The sequence below is a fragment of the Marinobacter qingdaonensis genome (assembly GCF_034555935.1).
In the GTDB taxonomy this organism is placed as follows: Bacteria; Pseudomonadota; Gammaproteobacteria; order Pseudomonadales; family Oleiphilaceae; genus Marinobacter; species Marinobacter qingdaonensis.
On sequence record NZ_JAYDCJ010000003.1, the window covers coordinates 1 to 19,381 of the forward strand.

General features: G+C 62.5%; 18 protein-coding genes. 10 read left to right on the forward strand and 8 right to left on the reverse strand.

Annotated features, from left to right (window positions below; genetic code table 11):
- Positions 1 to 201 precede the first annotated feature (201 nt).
- Both U5822_RS03295 and tyrS read right to left on the reverse strand, forming a co-directional pair.
- On the reverse strand, positions 202 to 402 hold the full coding sequence (locus U5822_RS03295) for a hypothetical protein (RefSeq protein WP_322854205.1): 201 nt from the start codon (positions 400 to 402) through the stop codon (positions 202 to 204).
- 65 nt (positions 403 to 467) lie between these two features.
- A complete protein-coding gene (gene tyrS / locus U5822_RS03300; RefSeq protein WP_322854206.1) occupies positions 468 to 1,670 on the reverse strand; it encodes a tyrosine--tRNA ligase in 1,203 nt (400 codons plus the stop codon).
- Between the two features lie 305 nt (positions 1,671 to 1,975).
- Between tyrS and U5822_RS03305 the strand changes: the two genes are divergently transcribed.
- Positions 1,976 to 3,370 (forward strand): peptidoglycan DD-metalloendopeptidase family protein, encoded by a 1,395-nt coding sequence (locus U5822_RS03305; protein ID WP_322854207.1) that lies wholly within the window; start codon positions 1,976 to 1,978, stop codon positions 3,368 to 3,370.
- Between the two features lie 3 nt (positions 3,371 to 3,373).
- A complete protein-coding gene (locus tag U5822_RS03310; protein WP_322854208.1) occupies positions 3,374 to 4,471 on the forward strand; it encodes an anhydro-N-acetylmuramic acid kinase in 1,098 nt (365 codons plus the stop codon).
- 95 nt (positions 4,472 to 4,566) lie between these two features.
- Here U5822_RS03310 and erpA read toward each other — a convergent pair whose 3' ends face one another.
- The 4 genes from erpA to argC form a co-directional block, all read right to left on the reverse strand.
- Entirely contained in the window at positions 4,567 to 4,899 is a 333-nt protein-coding gene (gene erpA, locus U5822_RS03315) for an iron-sulfur cluster insertion protein ErpA (protein WP_322856873.1), read from the reverse strand.
- Positions 4,900 to 4,985: 86 nt separating this feature from the next.
- On the reverse strand, positions 4,986 to 5,459 hold the full coding sequence (locus U5822_RS03320; RefSeq protein WP_322854209.1) for a bactofilin family protein: 474 nt from the start codon (positions 5,457 to 5,459) through the stop codon (positions 4,986 to 4,988).
- Between the two features lies 1 nt (position 5,460).
- Entirely contained in the window at positions 5,461 to 6,201 is a 741-nt protein-coding gene (locus U5822_RS03325; RefSeq protein ID WP_322854210.1) for a DUF6776 family protein, read from the reverse strand.
- A 9-nt stretch (positions 6,202 to 6,210) separates the two neighbouring features.
- Complete coding sequence (gene argC / locus U5822_RS03330) at positions 6,211 to 7,248, reverse strand: N-acetyl-gamma-glutamyl-phosphate reductase (RefSeq protein WP_322854211.1); 1,038 nt, start codon at positions 7,246 to 7,248, stop codon at positions 6,211 to 6,213.
- A gap of 161 nt (positions 7,249 to 7,409) precedes the next feature.
- On the opposite strand from argC, the gene U5822_RS03335 reads away from it, so the two are divergent.
- The 7 genes from U5822_RS03335 (at position 7,410) to U5822_RS03365 (ending at position 14,684) form a co-directional block, all read left to right on the forward strand.
- Positions 7,410 to 9,182: a chloride channel protein gene (locus U5822_RS03335; protein WP_322854212.1), complete on the forward strand. Its 1,773-nt coding sequence runs from the start codon at positions 7,410 to 7,412 to the stop codon at positions 9,180 to 9,182.
- 3 nt (positions 9,183 to 9,185) lie between these two features.
- Complete coding sequence (hemJ, locus tag U5822_RS03340) at positions 9,186 to 9,608, forward strand: protoporphyrinogen oxidase HemJ (protein WP_322854213.1); 423 nt, start codon at positions 9,186 to 9,188, stop codon at positions 9,606 to 9,608.
- 42 nt (positions 9,609 to 9,650) lie between these two features.
- Positions 9,651 to 10,409 (forward strand): bifunctional hydroxymethylpyrimidine kinase/phosphomethylpyrimidine kinase, encoded by a 759-nt coding sequence (gene thiD / locus U5822_RS03345; RefSeq protein ID WP_322856874.1) that lies wholly within the window; start codon positions 9,651 to 9,653, stop codon positions 10,407 to 10,409.
- The gene (thiE, locus tag U5822_RS03350) at positions 10,409 to 11,065 is read left to right on the forward strand and encodes a thiamine phosphate synthase (protein ID WP_322854214.1); all 657 of its coding nucleotides are present in this window, start codon (positions 10,409 to 10,411) and stop codon (positions 11,063 to 11,065) included. The genes thiD and thiE overlap by 1 nt, the downstream gene beginning before the upstream one ends.
- Positions 11,066 to 11,080: 15 nt before the next feature.
- Positions 11,081 to 12,361: a glutamate-1-semialdehyde 2,1-aminomutase gene (hemL, locus tag U5822_RS03355; RefSeq protein WP_322854215.1), complete on the forward strand. Its 1,281-nt coding sequence runs from the start codon at positions 11,081 to 11,083 to the stop codon at positions 12,359 to 12,361.
- A gap of 327 nt (positions 12,362 to 12,688) precedes the next feature.
- Positions 12,689 to 13,609 (forward strand): lipase family alpha/beta hydrolase, encoded by a 921-nt coding sequence (locus tag U5822_RS03360; RefSeq protein WP_322854216.1) that lies wholly within the window; start codon positions 12,689 to 12,691, stop codon positions 13,607 to 13,609.
- A gap of 166 nt (positions 13,610 to 13,775) precedes the next feature.
- Positions 13,776 to 14,684 carry a DUF4382 domain-containing protein gene (locus tag U5822_RS03365; RefSeq protein WP_322854217.1) on the forward strand — a complete coding sequence of 303 codons (909 nt, stop codon included), beginning with the start codon at positions 13,776 to 13,778 and terminating at the stop codon, positions 14,682 to 14,684.
- Positions 14,685 to 14,756: 72 nt separating this feature from the next.
- On the opposite strand, the gene U5822_RS03370 is transcribed toward U5822_RS03365, so the two are convergent.
- Positions 14,757 to 15,335: a tetratricopeptide repeat protein gene (locus U5822_RS03370; RefSeq protein ID WP_322854218.1), complete on the reverse strand. Its 579-nt coding sequence runs from the start codon at positions 15,333 to 15,335 to the stop codon at positions 14,757 to 14,759.
- Entirely contained in the window at positions 15,332 to 17,662 is a 2,331-nt protein-coding gene (gene mrcB / locus U5822_RS03375; RefSeq protein WP_322854219.1) for a penicillin-binding protein 1B, read from the reverse strand. Before mrcB ends, U5822_RS03370 begins: the two co-directional genes overlap by 4 nt.
- 120 nt (positions 17,663 to 17,782) lie before the next feature.
- Between mrcB and U5822_RS03380 the strand changes: the two genes are divergently transcribed.
- Positions 17,783 to 19,360 carry a bifunctional aminoglycoside phosphotransferase/ATP-binding protein gene (locus U5822_RS03380; protein ID WP_322854220.1) on the forward strand — a complete coding sequence of 526 codons (1,578 nt, stop codon included), beginning with the start codon at positions 17,783 to 17,785 and terminating at the stop codon, positions 19,358 to 19,360.
- Positions 19,361 to 19,381 lie beyond the last annotated feature (21 nt).

Genomic DNA, 19,381 nt, shown 5'->3' on the forward strand with positions numbered 1-19,381 from the left:
ATATAGCGATCCGAAAATCGCAATTCTTGCTCAAGACAAAACTCAATTTCGACGAGTCACTGTCCTGATATTTCGTGTCCGAAATACCTCGGCCAGCGCCCACACGAATTACTTGGTTAACTTTTTAAAGAGCGTTTGAGCCGTTGCTCAATCAAGGCCGCGTATTCTACATCGCTTCGCCGCCTTGTCAACCGTTTCTTTTCAACTCGTTTCCGCTTCCGAAAACCGCCGAAAATCAAACCGGCTTACTGCTTGTTTCGAGGCGCGCATTCTACAGCGAATCGCTACCTTGTCAACCGCTTTCTGAAGAATTTTGAAACTCAATTTCTTCAATACTTTCAAACGGTTGCCTTTCGATTCCGGAGCCGCCTCAGTGGCGCTCCCCTCGAAAGAGATGCGCATTCTACAGACCTGCCCGGAGGTGTCAACGGCGATTCTGAAAAAAGTTCAAAATCGCCGAAAATCGATCAGGCAGTGATCACAACCCGGGCAATCTTCTTCTTACCCGCCTGGACCACACACTCATCACCCTCGACAAAGCGACGATCGCCCTCGAACTTCTCGCCATCCACGAAGACCGCTCCGCGCCCGAGCACATCCCGGGCCGCAGCACCGTTCTTTACCAGACCCGCCAGACGCAGCACCGAAGCCATCGGCATTTCGCCCTGCCCCTCCAGGGATACCTCCACCACAGGCACATTATCGGGAATATCACCCAAGGCCACCCGATTGCCCGCCGACTTGTGCGCGGTTTTCGCCGCCTCCTCATCATGGAAGCGGGCAATGATCTCCTCCGCCAGCAGCTTCTTGTAGTCCTGCGGGTTAGCACCGCCTTCCACCGCCTTACGGAATTCAGCGACCTCCGCCAACGGGCGGAAGCTCAACAACTCGAAGTAACGCCACAGCAGATCGTCCGGCATGGACAGCAGCTTGGTGTACATCTCACCCGGCGAGTCGCTGACCCCTACATAGTTCCCCAGGGACTTGGACATCTTCTGAACCCCGTCCAACCCTTCGAGGATCGGCATGGTCAGAACCGCTTGCGGGGTCTGACCGTAGTGCTTCTGCAGAATCCGCCCCATCAGCAGATTGAACTTCTGGTCGGTCCCACCCAGCTCGACGTCCGCTTCCAGTGCTACCGAGTCGTAGCCCTGCACCAGCGGGTACAGGAATTCGTGAATGGCGATGGCCTGCTCCGCGCGGTAGCGCTTGGTGAAATCGTCCCGCTCCAGCATACGGGCCACGGTGTACTGACCCGCCAGTTTGATCATGTCGGCCGCGCCCATCTTGTTCATCCACTCGGAATTGAACACGACACGGGTCTTCTCCTGATCCAGTATCTTGAAGACCTGCTCTTTATAGGTAATGGCGTTCTGGGCGACCTGCTCTTCGGTCAGGGGCGGACGGGTCGCACTCTTGCCGGTCGGGTCACCGATCATGCCAGTGAAATCCCCGATCAGGAAAATGACCTCGTGCCCCAGGTCCTGGAACTGACGCAACTTATTGATGAGCACCGTATGACCGAGGTGCAGATCCGGCGCGGTCGGATCGAAGCCGGCCTTGATGCGCAGGGGCCGCCCTTCTTTCAGCTTTTCAACCAGCCCTTCTTCCGGGATCAACTCGTCTACGCCGCGCTTGATTACGGCCAACGCCTCATCAATAGATGCCATGAACAACACGTCCCCAGTTTAAATCTTGATGGATTCTGACAGTTACAGACTTCAACAAAAGAAATCTGTGAGTTACCTGCACTCCTGCTACAGTACAATCGCACAGTTTTTGAGCAGCTGTGGCCGCGCAGGGCGACGTATTATAACAATGCCGCCTGCAGAAATCCGGAGGATGGAGCAGTAACCGTAATGTTCCACGCTGTCCCGCATGCTTTTTATACGGTAATCTGTTTGTCTATACTTGAACAACAGCTTTAATTAGGTAGTTCAACCTACCGGAATACCGATTAAAACGGGTGCGATACGTGCTGAAGATGTTCCCCAAGACACACCTAACCATTGCCGCCGCTGCAACCGTTGTAGTGACCGCCGCCATTTTGATGAGCCCGAGTGCCGACGTCGAAGCCAAGCGCATGTCCTACGCGCTCGACCTGGAACAGGGCACGGTTTCGGACAATGGCCAGCCCGCCAAGGCGGCCTCGGCCCAGCCTCAGTCAGCCCCCCAAGCCACACCGGATGCCGAGCCCGCGGCCCCGGCCGCGCCGCAACAGGCAAAGATTGAAGAACCGGCCGCGCCGGCTGCACCCGAACTCGATTGGCAGACCTTTGAGATCAAGTCCGGGGACACCTTGTCTTCCCTCTTTAAGGACGCGGGCTTCAACGACGGCATCATGCTGTCGGTGATTCACGGCGACGGCGAGGCTGACAAACTCCAGCGTCTGTACGCCGGTGAAACCATCCGCTTCGCCACCGGTGCAGCCGGCGAACTGGCGGCGATCGAGCTGCAGCGCAGCCTGCTGGAATCGCTCAAGATTGAAAAGACCGACGAGGGCTTCACGGGTGAAACCGTGGTTCGCGAGCCAGAAGCTCGCCCGGCCTTCGCTTCCGGCACCATCGACGGCTCCCTCTACTATGCCGCCCGTGAAGCCGGCCTGAACGACCGGCTGACCATGGAACTGGCAGGCATCTTCGGCTGGGCCATCGACTTCGTCTACGACGTCCGCAAGGGTGATCAGTTCGAGGTGGTGTACGAAGAGTTGTACCTGGACGGCGAGAAGTTCGACACCGGCCGGATCCTGTCCGCGCGCTTCGTCAATCGCGGCGACGACAACATTGCCCTGCTCTATACCGACAGCAACGGCGACAGCGACTACTACACCCCGGACGGCAAGAGCATGCGCAAGGCGTTTCTGCGCACCCCGATCAACGCCCGGGTGTCGTCACCGTTTAACCTGCAGCGCCGCCATCCGGTACTGGACGTGGTTCGCCCCCACGAAGGCACCGACTATGGCGCGCCCACCGGCACGCCGATCAAGGCCGCCGGCAGCGGTCGGGTCCGGTTCGCGGGCTGGAAGGGCGGCTATGGTCGCACCGTTATTCTCCAGCACGGCGACAACATCACCACGCTGTACGCCCATATGAGCCGGCTGGGCAAAGGCATCAAGAATGGTACCCGGGTGAAACAGGGCGAGACCATCGGCTACGTCGGCTCGTCCGGCATGGTGACCGGTCCGCACCTGCATTACGAGTTCCGGGTCAACGGCACACCGCGTAATTCCCGCACCGTCAAACTGCCGGACGCCAAACCGGTGCCGAGTTCGGAAATGGCGCGTTTCAAGCGCTACACCGAACAGCGCATGGCGCAGTTCGACGTTTACCGAGAGAATTTCCAGCAACTCGCACTCGCTTCGGAAGAATAATTCATGGATGCCTGGATCGGGCTGATGTCCGGCACCAGCATGGACGGCATAGACGCCGTGCTGGTGTCGTTTGACGGCCAGGCCGTCCACATTCATGGGTCACAGACCCTCAACTACCCCGACGACTTCCGTCATCGTCTGCTGGCCGTGAGCCAGAATCAGGGCACCCCGGACGAAGTCGGCGAATTGGACACCCTCACCGGCACGCTCTTTGCCGAAGCCGCCTGCCAGGTGATTGAGGCAACGGGCGTCCCCAAGAGCGCCATCCGAGCCATTGGCAGCCACGGCCAGACCATCCGGCACCGGCCTTCCGGTTTCGCTCCGTTTTCCATGCAGATCGGCAACCCGTCAGTGATTGCGGAGAAGACCGGCATCACCACCGTGGCTGATTTTCGGCGCCGGGACATGGCCGCAGGCGGTCAGGGCGCACCGCTGGTACCGGCGTTCCACAAAGCGTTTTTCAGCTCGGACGACGAAGACCGGTGCATCCTCAACCTGGGCGGCATTGCCAACATCACCTGGGTGCCAGGCAACCCGGCCGAGCCGGTCACCGGCTTCGACACCGGCCCGGCCAACGCCCTGATGGACGCCTGGTGCCTGCATCAGACCGGCCTGCCCTACGACACCGACGGCCATTGGGCGGAAGAGGGCAAGGTTGATCAAGATCTGCTGAACGACATGCTGTCGGACGCCTACTTCGCCCGCCCGGCGCCGAAGAGCACCGGCAAGGAACGGTTCAATCTAGGCTGGGTAAAAACCCTGGTCCAGCGGCACCCGGAACTGCCTGCGGAGGATGTGCAACGCACCCTGCTGCAATTGACGGTGGCCAGCATCGTTCGACAGCTGCCGCAGGTGCCGGCCATGAAGGTGTATGCCTGTGGCGGCGGCACCCGAAATCCGGTGCTGATGCGCGAACTGGAACAGGCCCTGGCGCCCTCTCCCCTGGCGATCACCACGGAACTGGGGCTGGATCCACAGTGGGTGGAACCGGTCGCCTTTGCCTGGCTGGCCCACCAGACCCTGGCCAGCCAGCCGGGTAACCTGGCCGAGGTGACTGGCGCGCGCGGGCCGCGCATCCTGGGAGCTATCCACCAGGCCTGACCCGGTGCCGGGTCTGCAACCCAGCCACAAAAAAAGGAGAGCCACTGGCTCTCCTTTTCTGTATCTGGTCTGGTTGTGACCAGTCGGCGGCTGGGTCAGATCGAGAACGAGCTGCCGCAACCGCAGGTGGAACTGGCATTCGGGTTCTGTACCACAAACTGGGAACCCTGCAGGCCTTCCTGATATTCAATGGTGGCGCCGACCAGGTACTGGTAGCTCATGGGATCCACCAGCAGACTCACGCCGTCACGCTCAACCACGGTGTCTTCCTCATCCTGACTGTCGTCGAACGAGAAACCGTACTGAAACCCGGAGCAGCCACCGCCGGTCACGAACACGCGCAGCTTGAGATTGGGGTTTTCTTCTTCCTCAATCAGCTCGCGTACCTTGGCAACGGCACTGTCGCTGAAGAACAGCGGCGCCGCCATTTGTTGCTGAACGACACTCAAGTTCGCCTCCGGTTTGCCTGCAAAAAACTACCGCAAATTATGGTATTCCTGACTAAAACAATCAACTATTCGGACTTTCCACCATCGTCGATGGCGGCCTCAACTTCGGCGGCCGGTTCGGCGCTGGCCTGGGTGCCGGCGTCCTTGTCCCGGGGCAGCAGGCCGACCGGCTCGCGCTGGTTCACAAGGTTGCCGTTCACGGTGGCGCCCATCGCCATCTCGATCAGGTTGTAATAGACGTTGCCATGGATCGAGGCTTTCTCCGCCAGCTCCAGGTGAGCCGAGGCGTAGACGTCACCATGAACGGTGCCGTTGATCACCACGTGCGGCGCCACGATGTCGCCAGAGACCTCGCCAATTTCAGAAATCCGAAGCACGGCATCGCTGCCCTCCTCGGCCAGCACCTTGCCATTGACGTGTCCATCCACGTGCAGCCCGCCGGAAAACTGGACGTCGCCTTTGATCCGGGTGCGCGAGGAAATCAGGGTATCGAAATGGCCGGTGGGGCGGCGCGGTTTCTGCTTTTTCTTGCCAAGCATATTAGTTCTCCGTTAAGTCATCCCATTCAAATGTTCGTTCAGCCTGTGAGGATTTGCGCCCTTCGGCCTGGGCCACCACCTGGATCTCCAGGGGCTCGAACCCCTCTGGCAGCACCAGCAGTCCTTCCACATCCTGGAAATAGCGGAAGCGGAACTTCACGCCCAGATCGTCAATATCCTCGGACAGGTCGCGTAAGGCGATGACTTCTTTTTCTTCGTCGCGCAGGCCGATGACATTCACTGCCACCACGCCTGAGATATAGCTTTTGTTATTGCCCACCTGAGTCAGCACCAGTTTGAAATCGTAGGCGTCCGGTTGACGGTCCCGATCCAGGGTAAAGCTGTCAACCTGAAGCCCCTTGCTGGTTTCCGAGGGGGCCATGATGTTTTTATAGAACGTGAGGTCGGATTTCAGTGACGCAATCCGGGTTTCCAGTTCGACAATGGTGGTGCGGGCCTGCTTGAGCGCCTGCTGGTCAATGGCCCGCCCGCGGTCCAGGTTGATGACCCGCTGCCGGGCCTCGGTGTACTCCTCCCGCAGCTTGGCCACTTCCTCCTCCAGCACCTCTTTCGAGGCTTCGACACTGGAGAACCGGAACCCACCCTGGGCCATGCCGGTGGTGTAACCAATCACCGCCGCCACCACCGAAAACACCAGCAGAATGGCGGTCCGCCTGAGCCGATAGCCCGGCCGGTGGCGGATCACCACATACTCTTCGCTCGACTTGCGCTCGCTGCTCACGAACGTTCCTCAGGGCAGCAGCGCGGGGGCCTGGAGCCCGAGGGTTTCATCGAAGCCGAACATGATGTTCATGTTCTGCACCGCCTGGCCGGCGGCACCCTTCACCAGGTTATCGATGACCGAGGATACGATCACGATGGAGCTCTGCTCCTGGCGATGCAGCGCCATCCGGCACTGGTTGGCACCGCGCACGCTGCGGGTCTCCGGGTGGCTGCCGAAGGGCATGACATCGACGAATGGCTCGTCCCGGAAGCGCTCCTCGAACAGGGCCTGCAGCCGGTCGAAATCCGCCGGATCCTTGAGCTCGGCGTAAAGCGTGGCCTCGATGCCCCGGATCATCGGGATCAGGTGCGGCACGAAGGTCACGCCCACGTCAGCGCCCGCGGCGCCAGTCAGTCCCTGGCGGATTTCCGGCAGGTGCCGGTGTCCGGAGGCGCCGTAGGCCTTGAAGCTCTCGCCCACCTCACCGTGCAGCATGCCAATCTTGCCCTGCCGGCCGGCACCGCTGGCGCCGGATTTGGCGTCGGCAATCAGCCGCGCCGGGTTCACCAGCCCGTTCTCCAGCAGCGGCAGGAAGCCCAGCTGCACCGCAGTCGGATAGCACCCGGGGTTGGCCACCAGTTGGGCCTCGGCGATGGCGGCGCGAGCCACCTCCGGCAAGCCGTACACGGCTTTTTCGGCCCATTCCGGTGTTTCGTGGGCCATGCCGTACCACTGCGCCCAGGTGTCCAGATCCTTCAGGCGGAAATCCGCCGACAGGTCCACCACCCGGACACCCGCCGCCATCAATTCCGGCACCATGCGCATGGCAACACCATGCGGCGTGGCAAAGAACACCAGGTCGCACGCCTTCAGGATATCGGCGTCCGGCTCGGAAAACGCCAGATCAAAATGCCCCCGCAGATTCGGGTACATGTCGGCCACCGGCATACCGGCCTCCGAACGGGAGGTAATGCAGCTGACGGTCACTTCCGGGTGAACCGCAAGAATTCTCAGCAGTTCGACACCGGTGTAGCCGGTGCCTCCAACGATGCCTACTTTTATCACCTTTCTCTCCAGCGTCTTCAGCGACGTCGTATCGGGGATGAACGATTGACGCCGTAGTCTACCATGATAAACCAAGGACTTATTGCAGCTTCCCAAGCGACCGTTACAATGAAGTCCAAAACACCCCATCACATCAGGCCGTAAGCGGAATCCCAGCGTTCATGAAGAAACTCTGGCATCAGATCACCGAGCAGTTTTTTCCTATGTTTCGGCGTAGGTTATCCGGTGTTGACGCCTTACCCCAACTGGCGGTTCTGGGGCTCCTCTCCGGCCTGATCACCGGTGGCGTGATCCTGATTTTCCGGCTGGCCATCGAATGGCCACTGGAGTATTTCCTGCCGGGTGACGGCTCCGAATCCTTTGAGGAGCTGGACCTGCTGACCCGCGGTCTGTTGCCACTGGCCGGGGCCCTGATGCTGGGCTTGATGCTGCACCGGCTGGCGACCCAGGACCGCAAGGTTGGCATCGTTCATGTCATGGAACGCCTGAACTACCACCAGGGCTACATCTCCTTCCGCAGTGCCGTGGTCCAGTTTGTCTGTGGCGTGGGCACCGTGGTGAGCGGCCAATCCGCCGGCCGTGAGGGCCCGGCTGTGCATCTGGGCGCCACCTTCTCCAGCCTGATGGGCCAATGGATGCGCCTGCCCAACAACAGCATCCGCACCCTGGTGGCCTGCGGCTGCGCCGCGGCCATCTCCGCGTCCTTCAACACTCCCATCTCCGGGGTCATCTTCGCCATGGAAGTGGTGATGATGGAGTACACCATTGCCGGCTTCACCCCGATCATTCTGGCCGCCGTAAGCGCCGCCATCGTGACCCAGGCCGTGTACGGTTCGGAACCGGCGTTCAATGTACCCGCCCTGACCATGAACTCGCTGCTGGAGATCCCCTGGATCCTGGTCATTGCCATCATCATCGGCGTGGCGGCGGCCGTGTTCATCCACCTGGTGGAGAACATGGGTCGCCACCTGCACCGCCCGGTGCTGCTGCGCATCGCCATCGCCGGCCTGCTGATGGTGCCCTTCGCCCTGGCCATTCCGGAAACCATGGGCATCGGCTACGACACGGTGAACGAAACCATCAACGGCCAACTGGGCTTCTGGCTGTTGCTCGGGGTGGGGGTCTCGAAGCTGCTGATCACCTCGCTGACCATTGGCCTGGGCATGCCCAGCGGTGTGATCGGCCCGACCCTGTTCATGGGCGCCACCCTGGGCGGTGCCATGGGCCTGATTGGCGCCCAGCTGATTCCCGAACAGGCGTCCTCCATCGGTTTCTACGCCATGCTTGGCATGGGAGCCATGATGGGCGCGGTGCTGCAGGCGCCCCTGGCGGCCCTGATGGCGCTGATGGAACTGACCCGCAACCCGCACATCATCCTACCGGGCATGCTGATCATCACCACCTCTAGCCTGGTAACCAGCGAGGCCTTCGGCAAGAAATCCCTGTTCCTGACCATGCTCAAGAGCCAGGGCCTGAGTTACCAGAATTCGCCGGTGATCCAGGCCCTGCGACGGGTCTCGGTGGGTGCGATCATGGATCGCAGCATCCTGCGCACCGAGAGGCACCTGTCGGTCGAGGACGCCCGCAAAGTACTCAAGTCCGAGCCCAAGTGGCTGGTGGTCGAGGGCAGCAACGGGCCGACCGCGCTGCTGCCCGCCGTGGACCTGGCCCGCTATCTGGAAGATATGGATGAGCAGGCGTCGGAAAAGGACGAGCCGGCCGACGCCGTGGACCTCATGAACATACCGGCCAACCGCCGGGACGTGGCGCCGATTCAGTACCAGGCCACCCTGGAGGAGGCCCTGGACCAGTTCGACTCAACCAATGCAGAGGCCTTGTACGTACAACGCCATGTCGCCCCGATGATTCAGCGAGTCTACGGCGTGGTGCTGAAATCGGACATCGAAAGCTATTACCAATACCGACGGAGTTAACGGATGCTGTGGGTCAAGGCCTTCCACATAATTGCCATGGTGTGCTGGTTCGCCGGCATCTTCTATCTGCCGCGGCTGTTCGTCTATCACGCTGCCTGTGAGGACGAGCCCGGCCGCGAGCGTTTCAAGATCATGGAGCGCAAACTGTACCGGGGCATCACCACCCCCTCCATGGTGCTGACCCTGATCTTCGGGTTCTGGCTGATCAGCTACAACCCGGCCGTTTACGCCAGCCAGGGCTGGCTCCACGCCAAGCTGCTGCTGATCGCCCTGCTGATCGTTTATCATTTCTATTGCGGGCACCTGGTGAAGGTCTTCCGGGACGACCAGAACACCCGCAGCCATGTGTTTTACCGCTGGTTCAACGAACTGCCGGTGTTCATCCTGTTGGCGGTGGTGATCCTCGCCGTGGTTAAACCCTTTTAAGGAGTCCAAGCCATCAAACGTTACACCCGACCCCAGGTACTGATTCTCTCCGGTCTGGACCCGTCCGGCGGCGCCGGCATTCAGGCCGACATTCAGGCAGTGACCGCCCTGGGCTGCCATCCCCTGCCTGTGCTGACCTGCCTGACCGTGCAGGACACCACCAACGTCTATGGCGCCGAGCCGGTCGATGCCGAGCTGGTGCGCCGGCAACTGGCGTGCGTGGCGGCCGATGCGCCGATCCACGCCATCAAAACCGGTGCACTGGGCAACGCTGCCATCGTCGATGTGCTGGTCGATTTCCTCGGTCAGCAGCCGGGCATCCCGGTGATCACCGACCCGGTGATCAAGGCCGCCGGCGGTGGTGACCTGGCCGATGAAGAACTGATTGAGGCCATGAAGCAACGCCTGTTTCCCCTGGCCGAGATGATCACCCCGAACGGCATCGAACTGACCATGCTGGGTGATTCCCCGAACCCGGAAGAAGCTGCCCGACGCCTGCTGGAGGGCGGCTGCAAATCGGTCCTGGCCACCGGCGGCCACGGCACCGGCGAGCACATCATCAACACCCTGTTCAATCACGCCCCCAAGCCCCTGACCTGGGAAATCGAGCGGGTTGGCGGTGAGTACCACGGCACCGGGTGCACCCTGGCGGCCGCCATTGCCGCCGGCCGCGCCGGCGGTCTGTCCCAGCGGGCGGCCATTTCCCAGGCCCAGAACTTCGTGAACCGGGCCATCCTGCACGCCCTGGACGTGGGTAAGGGCCAACCCGTGCCGGATCGTGGCATTCCGTGGGAGCACTGATGCACACCCTCCGGCCTGGCCTCTACGCCATCACCGACAGCAAGCTGACACCGCCGGAATCACTGATTGCCTCGGTAGAAGCCGCACTGCGTGGCGGCGCGGTTTTGGTACAATACCGCGAAAAGTCGGCCCCCATGGCCGAGCGCCTGCGCCAGGCGTCGGCGCTCCTGGGCATTTGCCGCGAGGCCGGCGTGCCCCTGCTGATCAATGACGATGTTGACCTGGCGATACGGATCGGCGCCGACGGGGTGCACCTGGGGCAGAGCGACAGCACGGCCACGGACGCGCGGCAGCGGCTGGGCGAACAGGCGATCATTGGCATCACCTGTCACGCCGAGCTGGACCTGGCCCGGGCGGCCCGGGATGCCGGTGCCGACTACCTGGCCTTTGGCCGGTTCTACACCTCCGGCACCAAACCGGGCGCGCCGGCGGCCAGCCCGGAAGTACTGACCCAGGCCAAGCAGTTCCAGCGCCCGATCACCGCCATCGGCGGCATTACCGTCGACAATGGCGAGCCCCTGATTCGCGCCGGCGCCGACCTGCTGGCCGTGGTGGGCGGACTTTTCGGTGGCAGCCCGGCCGAGATTGAACAGCGCGCCCAGGCGTTTGCCCGCCTGTTCGAGCGGCACCATCCACTTTTTTCACTTTCCAGTTAACAGGACCGCAGACTCATGAACCATTCCCAAACCCTGTTTGAAGAAGCCCAGAAATACATTCCCGGCGGGGTCAACTCTCCGGTCCGGGCGTTCCGCGGGGTTGGCGGCACGCCGGTGTTCTTCAAGCACGCCGAAGGCGCCTACCTGTTCGACGAGGACGACCGTCGCTACATCGACTTCATCGGCTCCTGGGGCCCCATGATCCTCGGCCACTCGGACCCGCGCATCAAACAGGCCCTGCATGCCCAGATCGACCTGGGTATTGGCTATGGCGCGCCTACCTCCATCGAAACCGACATGGCCCGCAAGGTCTGCGAACTGGTACCCTCCATTGACCTGGTGCGGATGGTGAACTCCGGCACCGAGGCCACCATGAGCACCATCCGACTCGCCCGGGGCTACACCGGCCGCGACAAGATCGTGAAATTCGAAGGCTGCTACCATGGCCACGTGGACTCCCTGCTGGTCAAGGCCGGCTCCGGTGCACTGACCTTGGGCGTGCCCAACTCCCCGGGCATTCCCGCCAGCCTGGCCGAACACACGCTGACCCTGAACTTCAACGACATCGACAGCGTGCGCGAGACCTTCGCCAAGATGGGCGACGAGATTGCCGCCATCATCGTTGAGCCGGTGGCCGGCAACATGAACTGCATTCCGCCGGTACCCGGCTTCCTGGAAGGTCTGCGCGAGGTGTGTGACGAGCACGGCACGGTGCTGATCTTCGACGAGGTCATGACCGGTTTCCGGGTGTCCCTGGGTGGCGCCCAGGGACACTACGGCGTCACCCCCGACCTGACCGCGCTGGGCAAGGTGATTGGCGGCGGCCTGCCGGTCGGCGCCTTCGGCGGCAAGCGTGAGATCATGGAGCACATCTCGCCCCTGGGCCCGGTGTACCAGGCCGGCACCCTGAGTGGTAACCCGCTCGCCATGTGCGCGGGCCTGACCACCCTAAACGCCATCTCCGAACCCGGCTTCCATGACCGGCTGACCGAGAAGACCAACGCCGTGCGCGATGGTTTCAAGGCGGCCGCCGATGCCGCGGGCATCCCACTCACCGTGCAGAGCGCCGGCGCCATGTTCGGTTTTTTCTTCACCGAGGAACCCTCGGTCACCCGGTTCGACCAGGTGATGGGGTGTGACGTTGAGCGCTTCAAGAAGTTCTTCCAGGGCATGCTCAAGGAAGGGGTCTACCTGGCGCCGTCCGCCTTTGAGGCCGGCTTCACCACCGCGGCGCTGAGCCAGGCCGACATCGACCACACCGTGGCGGCTGCGCACAAGGTCATGGCCACCCTGTAACCGCCCCCGCGCATTGGCCCTCCCTGACCTGTCCCCGGCGGTCAGGAAGGGCCAGACCCGTGACCGGCGTCACATCCCGACGCCAAACCCGCCCGAATGCCCCTGCCGGACATTGACTTGCGCCCGAATTCGGTCAAATTATGACCGCATCTCGCAGGAGATGCTCTGACGGCACCAATCTAACAACCACAACACAGAAGTCAGCGCAGGGACGCCCGCATTGCGCCGGTATCGACCAATGCGACTGCACAAGCAGTTTCTGGAGCAACCCGTTAGGTTGAGCCGCAGTTTGAATAACAAACACAAGATCAAACTGTAGGAACGACAATGAAACTCTGGATCAAAGCCCTGGCCCTGACCTGCGCTTTTGCCTCGTCAGCCCCCGCCGCCGCCTGGTGGTGGAACTCCACCCCTTCCAACTACACCGATACCCGCTATCCGATCGTTCTGGTCCATGGCATGTTCGGGTTCGATTCCATCGCCGGCGTTGACTACTGGTACGGCGTGGCCGAGGACCTCCGACGCTACGGCGCCGATGTCTACACCACCCAGGTGCCCGCGCTGGACAGCACCATCGCCCGGGGCGAAGCGCTGCTGCCGCAGGTACAGGCCATCGCCGCTGTCTACGGCAAGGTGAATCTGGTGGGCCACAGCCATGGCGGCCCGACCGCCCGGTACATTGCCCGGGTACGGCCAGACCTGGTGGCGTCGGTCACCTCGGTGGGCTCGCCCCATAAAGGCTCGCCGGTTGCCGACCTGATTTACGGCTCACCCGCCGAGAGCCTGGCCGCGTCCCTGGGCAACGCCCTGGGTGGCCTGATCGATCTGCTGTCCGGCGGCGGCTACAACCAGGATCTCCGTTCCAGCCTCTGGTCCCTGACCACCCAGGGCAGCAACGAGTTCAACAACTTTGCCCCGGCCGGCATCCCGACCACCGCCTGCGGCGAAGGCGCCCATGCCGCCAACGGCGTCCGTTTCTACTCCTGGGGCGGCACCGGGGTACTGACCAACGTGCTTGACCCGTCCGACGCCCTGCTCGGCACCACCAGCCTGGCGTTCGGCTTCAGCCAGAACGACGGCCTGGTCGGGCGCTGCAGCAACCACTTCGGCAAGGTGATCCGGGACAACTACTTCATGAACCACCTGGACGAAGTGAATCAGGCCCTGGGCCTGCACAGCCTGTTCGAAACCGACCCCAAGGCGGTGTTCAAGCAACACGCCAACCGCCTGAAGAACGCCGGTCTCTGATCCCCCATACCGCCGGGTCGTCCTCCGACCCGGCGCTCAACCTGACCGCACTGTTACGTTTGCTTAACAGTCCTACCGATTCCTCAGATGTGTCGCTAAAGTAAAAAGAAGAATCGGCACTCATTTTTTGCCGATCAATTTCTTTGGACGGACTGAGGAGGTGTTTATGCATCGGTCAATCAAATTCCTGGGTGTTTCGGCTCTGGCGGCGGGTATTGCGGCGTGTGGAGGGGGTGGCAGCAGTTCCGGCGAGACTGGCACTGTGTCATTTGGCGTCACAGACGCTCCGGCCACAGACTTCAGCAACGTTACCGTCGCCTTCACCGAACTCCGGCTGAAGCCGGCCGACGGTGACTGGATCAGCTTCCCCCTAGAAGGCTTCGCCAGCCAGAACCTGCTCGAGCTTCAGGGTGGCATCAGCGCTCCGCTCATCACCGACGAGGAAGTACCGGCCGGGACCTACACTGAACTCCGGCTGATCGTCGATACTGACAACTCCTTCGTGAAACTCGAATCCAGTGGTGACAGCACCTACACCCTCGCCGTACCTTCTGGCGAGCAGAGCGGCCTGAAACTCAAAGGCGAGTTTGTCGTTGCGGCGGACACCAGCACCGATTTCACCGTCGACTTTGACGTGCACAAGTCCATTGTCGACCCTCAGGGCGGTTCCCTGGCGGACTACCTGCTCAAACCAAGCATGCGTCTGGTCAACAACCTTGAGGTTGGTAGCATCACCGGCCTGGTGGACTACGCAACTATCAACTCCAGCAATGCCTGCGACTACGAAGGCTCCGCTTACATCTTTGCCGGTGCCGATGTTGAGCCGAGCGACCTGAACGTGAATAACGAGAATGGCAACCCGCTGCTGGTTATCCCGGTATCTCTCGACAACGAAAGCAGTCTGTACAAATACACCGCTGGTTTCCTGCCCGCAGGTGAGCAGTACACCGTCAGCTACAGCTGTCAGCAGGACGATAACGGCCAAGATGACAACATCGAATTCTTTGGCAACCAAAACGTAACAGTCACGGCCGGAGAAACTACCCAGGCCCAGACTATTCCGCTGACCCAATAAAACCAGTCTTCGGATAGAAACAAAAAACCCCGCTTTCAAGCGGGGTTTTTTTGTTATCGGCACTTTCAAAATTCAGAGGTTGGCAGCCCTGGCCTCCGCCTGATCCGCGCCGGCGACATTGCCCCGGGCCCGACGAATGTCCGCCAGCAGCAACCAGCCAGCCCGTTGCATGCGAGTGTCGCTCCCGGCCAGCGACAGCCCCTTGAGGGTGAACTGCTCCGCCGTCCCCAACTGGTTACTGGCCACGTAGGCCTCCGACAGCTTGAAGTACACTTCCGCCGAACGCGGCGCAATGCGCTGGGCCCGCTCCAGACGGGCGATGGCGGCCGAGGCATTGCCCTGGGCCAGCAGGCTCTCAGCCTCACGGACCAGGCTCATGGCGGCGGGCGACAGGCGCTCGCCGGCGTCCTGGTAGCTGGGTGAACTGCTGCGCGGGCTTGGCTCCGCAGGTTCCGATACCTGGGGCTGCTCGCTTTTGCGCCAGACCCGGGGCTGTTCCTGCTCCTGCCCGGTACTGGTGCGCGGCGGCTCCGGCGCCTTGGGCGTGCCACCGGCAGGCACGTAGATGGATTCACCCGGCTGCGAGGCACAACCGGCCAGGGTGAGAAGCGCCGATACGGTACCGGCGCAGATCAACGATCGCGTTTTCATTCGAACAATCCTTTAAACCAACCTTGGACCCGACGCTGCAGGTTACCAGAACAGGACACGGTCTGAGTGGGTTCGCTGCCGGAAATCAGTGGCACCAAGCGGGCCTGATCACAGTGTTCCTGGGTCAGGGCCTGCCGCTCGCTGTTGACCCAGCGGTACTGGACGCCGTCCGGCACCACCGGCGAAAAGCTGTGCTGGGGCACCTGCGCCATGAATCGGGACCACACCGGCAGGGCGCCGCTGGCGCCGGTCAGGGTGGTCGGGCCATTGTCGTCGCGGCCGACCCAGGCCACCGCCAGCAGGTCGCCGCTGAAACCGGCGAACCAGGAGTCCCGGCCGTCATCGGTGGTGCCGGTCTTGCCGGCCAGGGTCAGCTTCTCCGGCACCGAGTAGTAGGCGGAACGGCCGGTGCCCTCGCGCATGGTCTCCTGCATGGCGTATTGCACCAGATGCACCGCCGCCGGGTCCGCCACCTGGTCCACTTCCAGGCTGTAGCGGGAGAGGGCCTCGCCACCGGCGTCAGTCACCTCGCGGATGGTGCGCAGGGGCGTGTTGAAGCCGGAGGTGGCCAGGCCCTGGTACATCTGCGCCACGGTGACCGGGCTCATGGACACCGACCCGAGCAGCATGGACGGGTACTCGGAGATGCTGGAAGACACCCCGAACTCCTGCAGGGTCTCTTTCACCACGCCGACGCCCACGTCCAGACCAACCCGCACCGCCGGCAGGTTGTAGGAATTGGACAGAGCCTTGTGCAGCGGGACCTCGCCACGTTCCTCCTCGTCATAGTTCTTGGGCTGCCAGCGTCGGCCATCGTCGAATTCCAGGGTGAACGACTTGTCCAGCACCGGGGTGACCAGGGTGTAGCGGTCGGGCTGCTCGAGGGCCGACAGGTAGATGAACGGCTTGATCAGCGAGCCGATCGGCCGGTTGGCGTCCACCGCCCGGTTGAAGCCGGCGTACTGGGGGTCGCGGCCGCCGACCAGCGCCAATACCTCGCCGCTGTCCTTGGCGGTCACCACCAGGGCCGCCTCCAGGGCCTTGCGGGTTTCGCCGCTGGCCAGCCGGCCCAGGGTGTCGGACACCGCAAACTCCGCGGCGTACTGGATGGCCGGATTCAGGGTGGTGAAAATGCGCAGCCCCTCACTGCGCAGGTCTTCCTCCCGGTAGTCCCGGGACAGGTGCCGGCGTACCAGGTCGATGTAGGCCGGGTACCGGTTCTCGGAATAGGACGGCTTGACGCTCACCCCAAGCGGCATGCCCCGGGCGTTGGCGGCGCGCACCGAGTCGATCAGGCCCGCTTCCTCCATTTCCGAGATCACCAGGTTCCGGCGTTCGGTGGCCCGATCCGGATGCCGGCGCGGGTTGTAGTAGCTGGGGCCCTTCACCATGGCCACCAGCAGGGCAATCTGGTGCACCTGCAGGTCCTTCAGGGACTCACCGAAATAGAACTGGCTGGCCAGACCAAAGCCATTGATGCTGCGGGTGCCGGCCTGCCCCAGGTACACCTCGTTGAGGTAGGTCTCGAGGATGTCGCCCTTTTCGTAATGCAGTTCCAGCAGGATCGACATCAGGGCCTCATTGCCCTTGCGCAGCAGGGTCTGGTCCCGGGTCAGGAAGAAGTTCTTGACCAGCTGCTGGGTCAGGGTGCTGCCGCCCTGAACGATCTGGCCCGCCTGGATGTTGGCGAGCATGGCCCGGGCAATGGACAGGGGCGCGATGCCAAAGTGGTCGTAGAAGTTGCGGTCCTCAACGGCCATCAGGGTGGTCGGCAACAGCGCCGGCACGTCTTCCAGCTGCACCAGGATGCGGTCTTCCTTGTGGGACGGGTAGATGCCGCCAATCTGCGCCGGTTCCAGGCGGACAATGGGCGAGGACTCGCCGCTCAGGACCGAGAAGTCCTGCACCTTGTCGCCGTAGATGTTCAGCGCCAGCCGGCGCCGTGGCTCCTCGCCATCGGGGAACGGGAAACCGCGGGTGCTGATGACAAAATGGCCGCCACTGCGCCGGTACGTGCCGGCCCGGCTGCCGTCGCCCTTGCGGAAACCGGCCAGCTGCAGCTCCCGTTCGAGCGCACCGGAGCTGATGCCGGCACCGTCGTACAGTTCCAGGGGCCGGGCGTAGACACGGGACGGCACTTCAAACCGGCGGCCTTCAAAGCGGGAGGTGATCACCGCGTCCAGGTAGACCGTCCAGCCCGCCAGCAACACCAGGCCAATGGCGCCAAAACGGAACAGGAAACGCCAGAACCAGGGCCGCTGCGCCCGTCGATTGGGTTTGCGGGGCGATTTTCTCTTGGATTTGGAGGAGGAGTTCGATTTTTTCATGGCCGGATTATAACGAAGGCCAGCGCTACAGCGGCAGGTCGGGTATGTGTTATTTCTGTAATCTGACGGCTATGATAGGGCCGTAAAAACAAGAGGTTCAGGGAACGTGAGGAGCATAATGTGAGTGAGACATCCCCAGATACACTGGTTCGGGCACTGCAGAACCCGGCGCTGTACGAGCACCCGGTTGATGAATTCAAGGTCATTGAGACTCACATTTCCCAGGTCATCCTGACCGGCGACTACGCCTACAAGATCAAGAAGCCGATGGATTTCGGCTTTCTGGACTTCTCCACCCTGGAGCGTCGCAAGCGCTTCTGCGAGGAAGAGGTTCGCCTGAACCGGCGCCTGGCCGAGCCCCTGTATCTGGACGTGCTGCCCATCACCGGCAACCCGGAGTCGCCGCAGATCGGCGGCGCGGGTGAGGCGTTCGAGTACCTGATCAAGATGCGCCAGTTCCCCCAGGACCAGCTGTTCGATCGCCTGCAGGAGCAGGGTGAGCTGGCGCCCGAACTGCTCACCGACCTGGCCCGCCAGGTGGCGGACTTCCACGACCGGTTGCCGCCAGTGGCGGACGACAAGCCCCTGGGCACCCCGGAGGCGGTCTTTGCCGCCATGCAGGAAAACTTTGACCAGATCCGCCCGATGGTTGACGACGCCGGCCTGCTGGCGCAGCTCGACAACCTGGAAGCCTGGACCGAAACCACCTTCCAGCGCCACCGCGACCTGGTGGCCCGGCGCCGGGCCAACGGCCTGGTGCGGGAGTGCCATGGTGACCTGCACCTGGCCAACATCACCCGGTACGACGGCGACGTGACGGTCTTCGACTGCATCGAATTCAACGAACCCTTCCGCTGGATCGATGTCATCAACGACCTCGCCTTCCTGCTGATGGACCTGGAATCCCGGGGCGAGCACGGCTTGGCCAATCTGGTGCTGAATACCTACCTGGAATACCGGGGCGATTTTGAGGCCCTGCCGCTGCTGCCCCTGTACAAGGCGTACCGGGCCATGGTGCGCGCCAAGATCGCACTCTTCACCCTGGGCAACCCGAGCCTGAACGAGCAGGAAAAAGCCGAGCTGATGCAGCGATACCGGGCCTACGCCCAGCTGGCGGAAGATTACAGCAGCATCCCGACGCCGTACCTGCTGGCCACCACCGGCCTGTCCGCCAGCGGCAAGTCCTGTGTGAGCGCCGCCATGGCCAGTGAACTGGGCCTGATCCGGCTGCGCTCCGACGTCGAGCGCAAGCGCTTGCATGGCCTCACGCCCCTGGCCGACAGCAAGTCCACGGTGGGCGGCAAACTGTACACCCCGGAAGCCAACGAACGCACCTATCAGCGCCTGGCGGACGTTGCCGGCGCCCTGTTGTCGGCGGGCTTGCCGGTCATTGTCGACGCGGCCTGTCTGAAGGAAGCGGAACGCTGCCTGTTCGCCGGCGTGGCCGAGGACCAGGGCGTGCCCTTTGCCCTGCTGCACTGCGACGCGCCGGAAGAGCTGCGCCGGGCGTGGATCCGCAAGCGCAGCAACGACGCCTCGGAAGCCACCGAAGCCCTGCTGGACCAGCAGCAGAGCTGGTACGAGCCGCTAACGGTGGAGGAGCGCAGCCACACTATCCATCTGCAGACGGATCAGGAGCACGTGGCCGAGGCCGTGGCCGATCGCATCCGCCAGCATTTCGGCATCGAGCCGCGCTGATCGGGTACTGCCAGGTGTCGC

Coding starts and splice junctions, on each gene's coding strand:
- mrcB (WP_322854219.1), bottom strand. CDS start 17,662: ATGAAAAAATCGAACTCCTCCTCCAAATCCAAGAGAAAATCGCCCCGC.
- U5822_RS03310 (WP_322854208.1), top strand. CDS start 3,374: ATGGATGCCTGGATCGGGCTGATGTCCGGCACCAGCATGGACGGCATA.
- tyrS (WP_322854206.1), bottom strand. CDS start 1,670: ATGGCATCTATTGATGAGGCGTTGGCCGTAATCAAGCGCGGCGTAGAC.
- U5822_RS03370 (WP_322854218.1), bottom strand. CDS start 15,335: ATGAAAACGCGATCGTTGATCTGCGCCGGTACCGTATCGGCGCTTCTC.
- U5822_RS03335 (WP_322854212.1), top strand. CDS start 7,410: ATGAAGAAACTCTGGCATCAGATCACCGAGCAGTTTTTTCCTATGTTT.
- erpA (WP_322856873.1), bottom strand. CDS start 4,899: ATGGCGGCGCCGCTGTTCTTCAGCGACAGTGCCGTTGCCAAGGTACGC.
- U5822_RS03320 (WP_322854209.1), bottom strand. CDS start 5,459: ATGCTTGGCAAGAAAAAGCAGAAACCGCGCCGCCCCACCGGCCATTTC.
- hemL (WP_322854215.1), top strand. CDS start 11,081: ATGAACCATTCCCAAACCCTGTTTGAAGAAGCCCAGAAATACATTCCC.
- hemJ (WP_322854213.1), top strand. CDS start 9,186: ATGCTGTGGGTCAAGGCCTTCCACATAATTGCCATGGTGTGCTGGTTC.
- U5822_RS03360 (WP_322854216.1), top strand. CDS start 12,689: ATGAAACTCTGGATCAAAGCCCTGGCCCTGACCTGCGCTTTTGCCTCG.
- U5822_RS03295 (WP_322854205.1), bottom strand. CDS start 402: ATGCGCATCTCTTTCGAGGGGAGCGCCACTGAGGCGGCTCCGGAATCG.
- thiE (WP_322854214.1), top strand. CDS start 10,409: ATGCACACCCTCCGGCCTGGCCTCTACGCCATCACCGACAGCAAGCTG.
- U5822_RS03365 (WP_322854217.1), top strand. CDS start 13,776: ATGCATCGGTCAATCAAATTCCTGGGTGTTTCGGCTCTGGCGGCGGGT.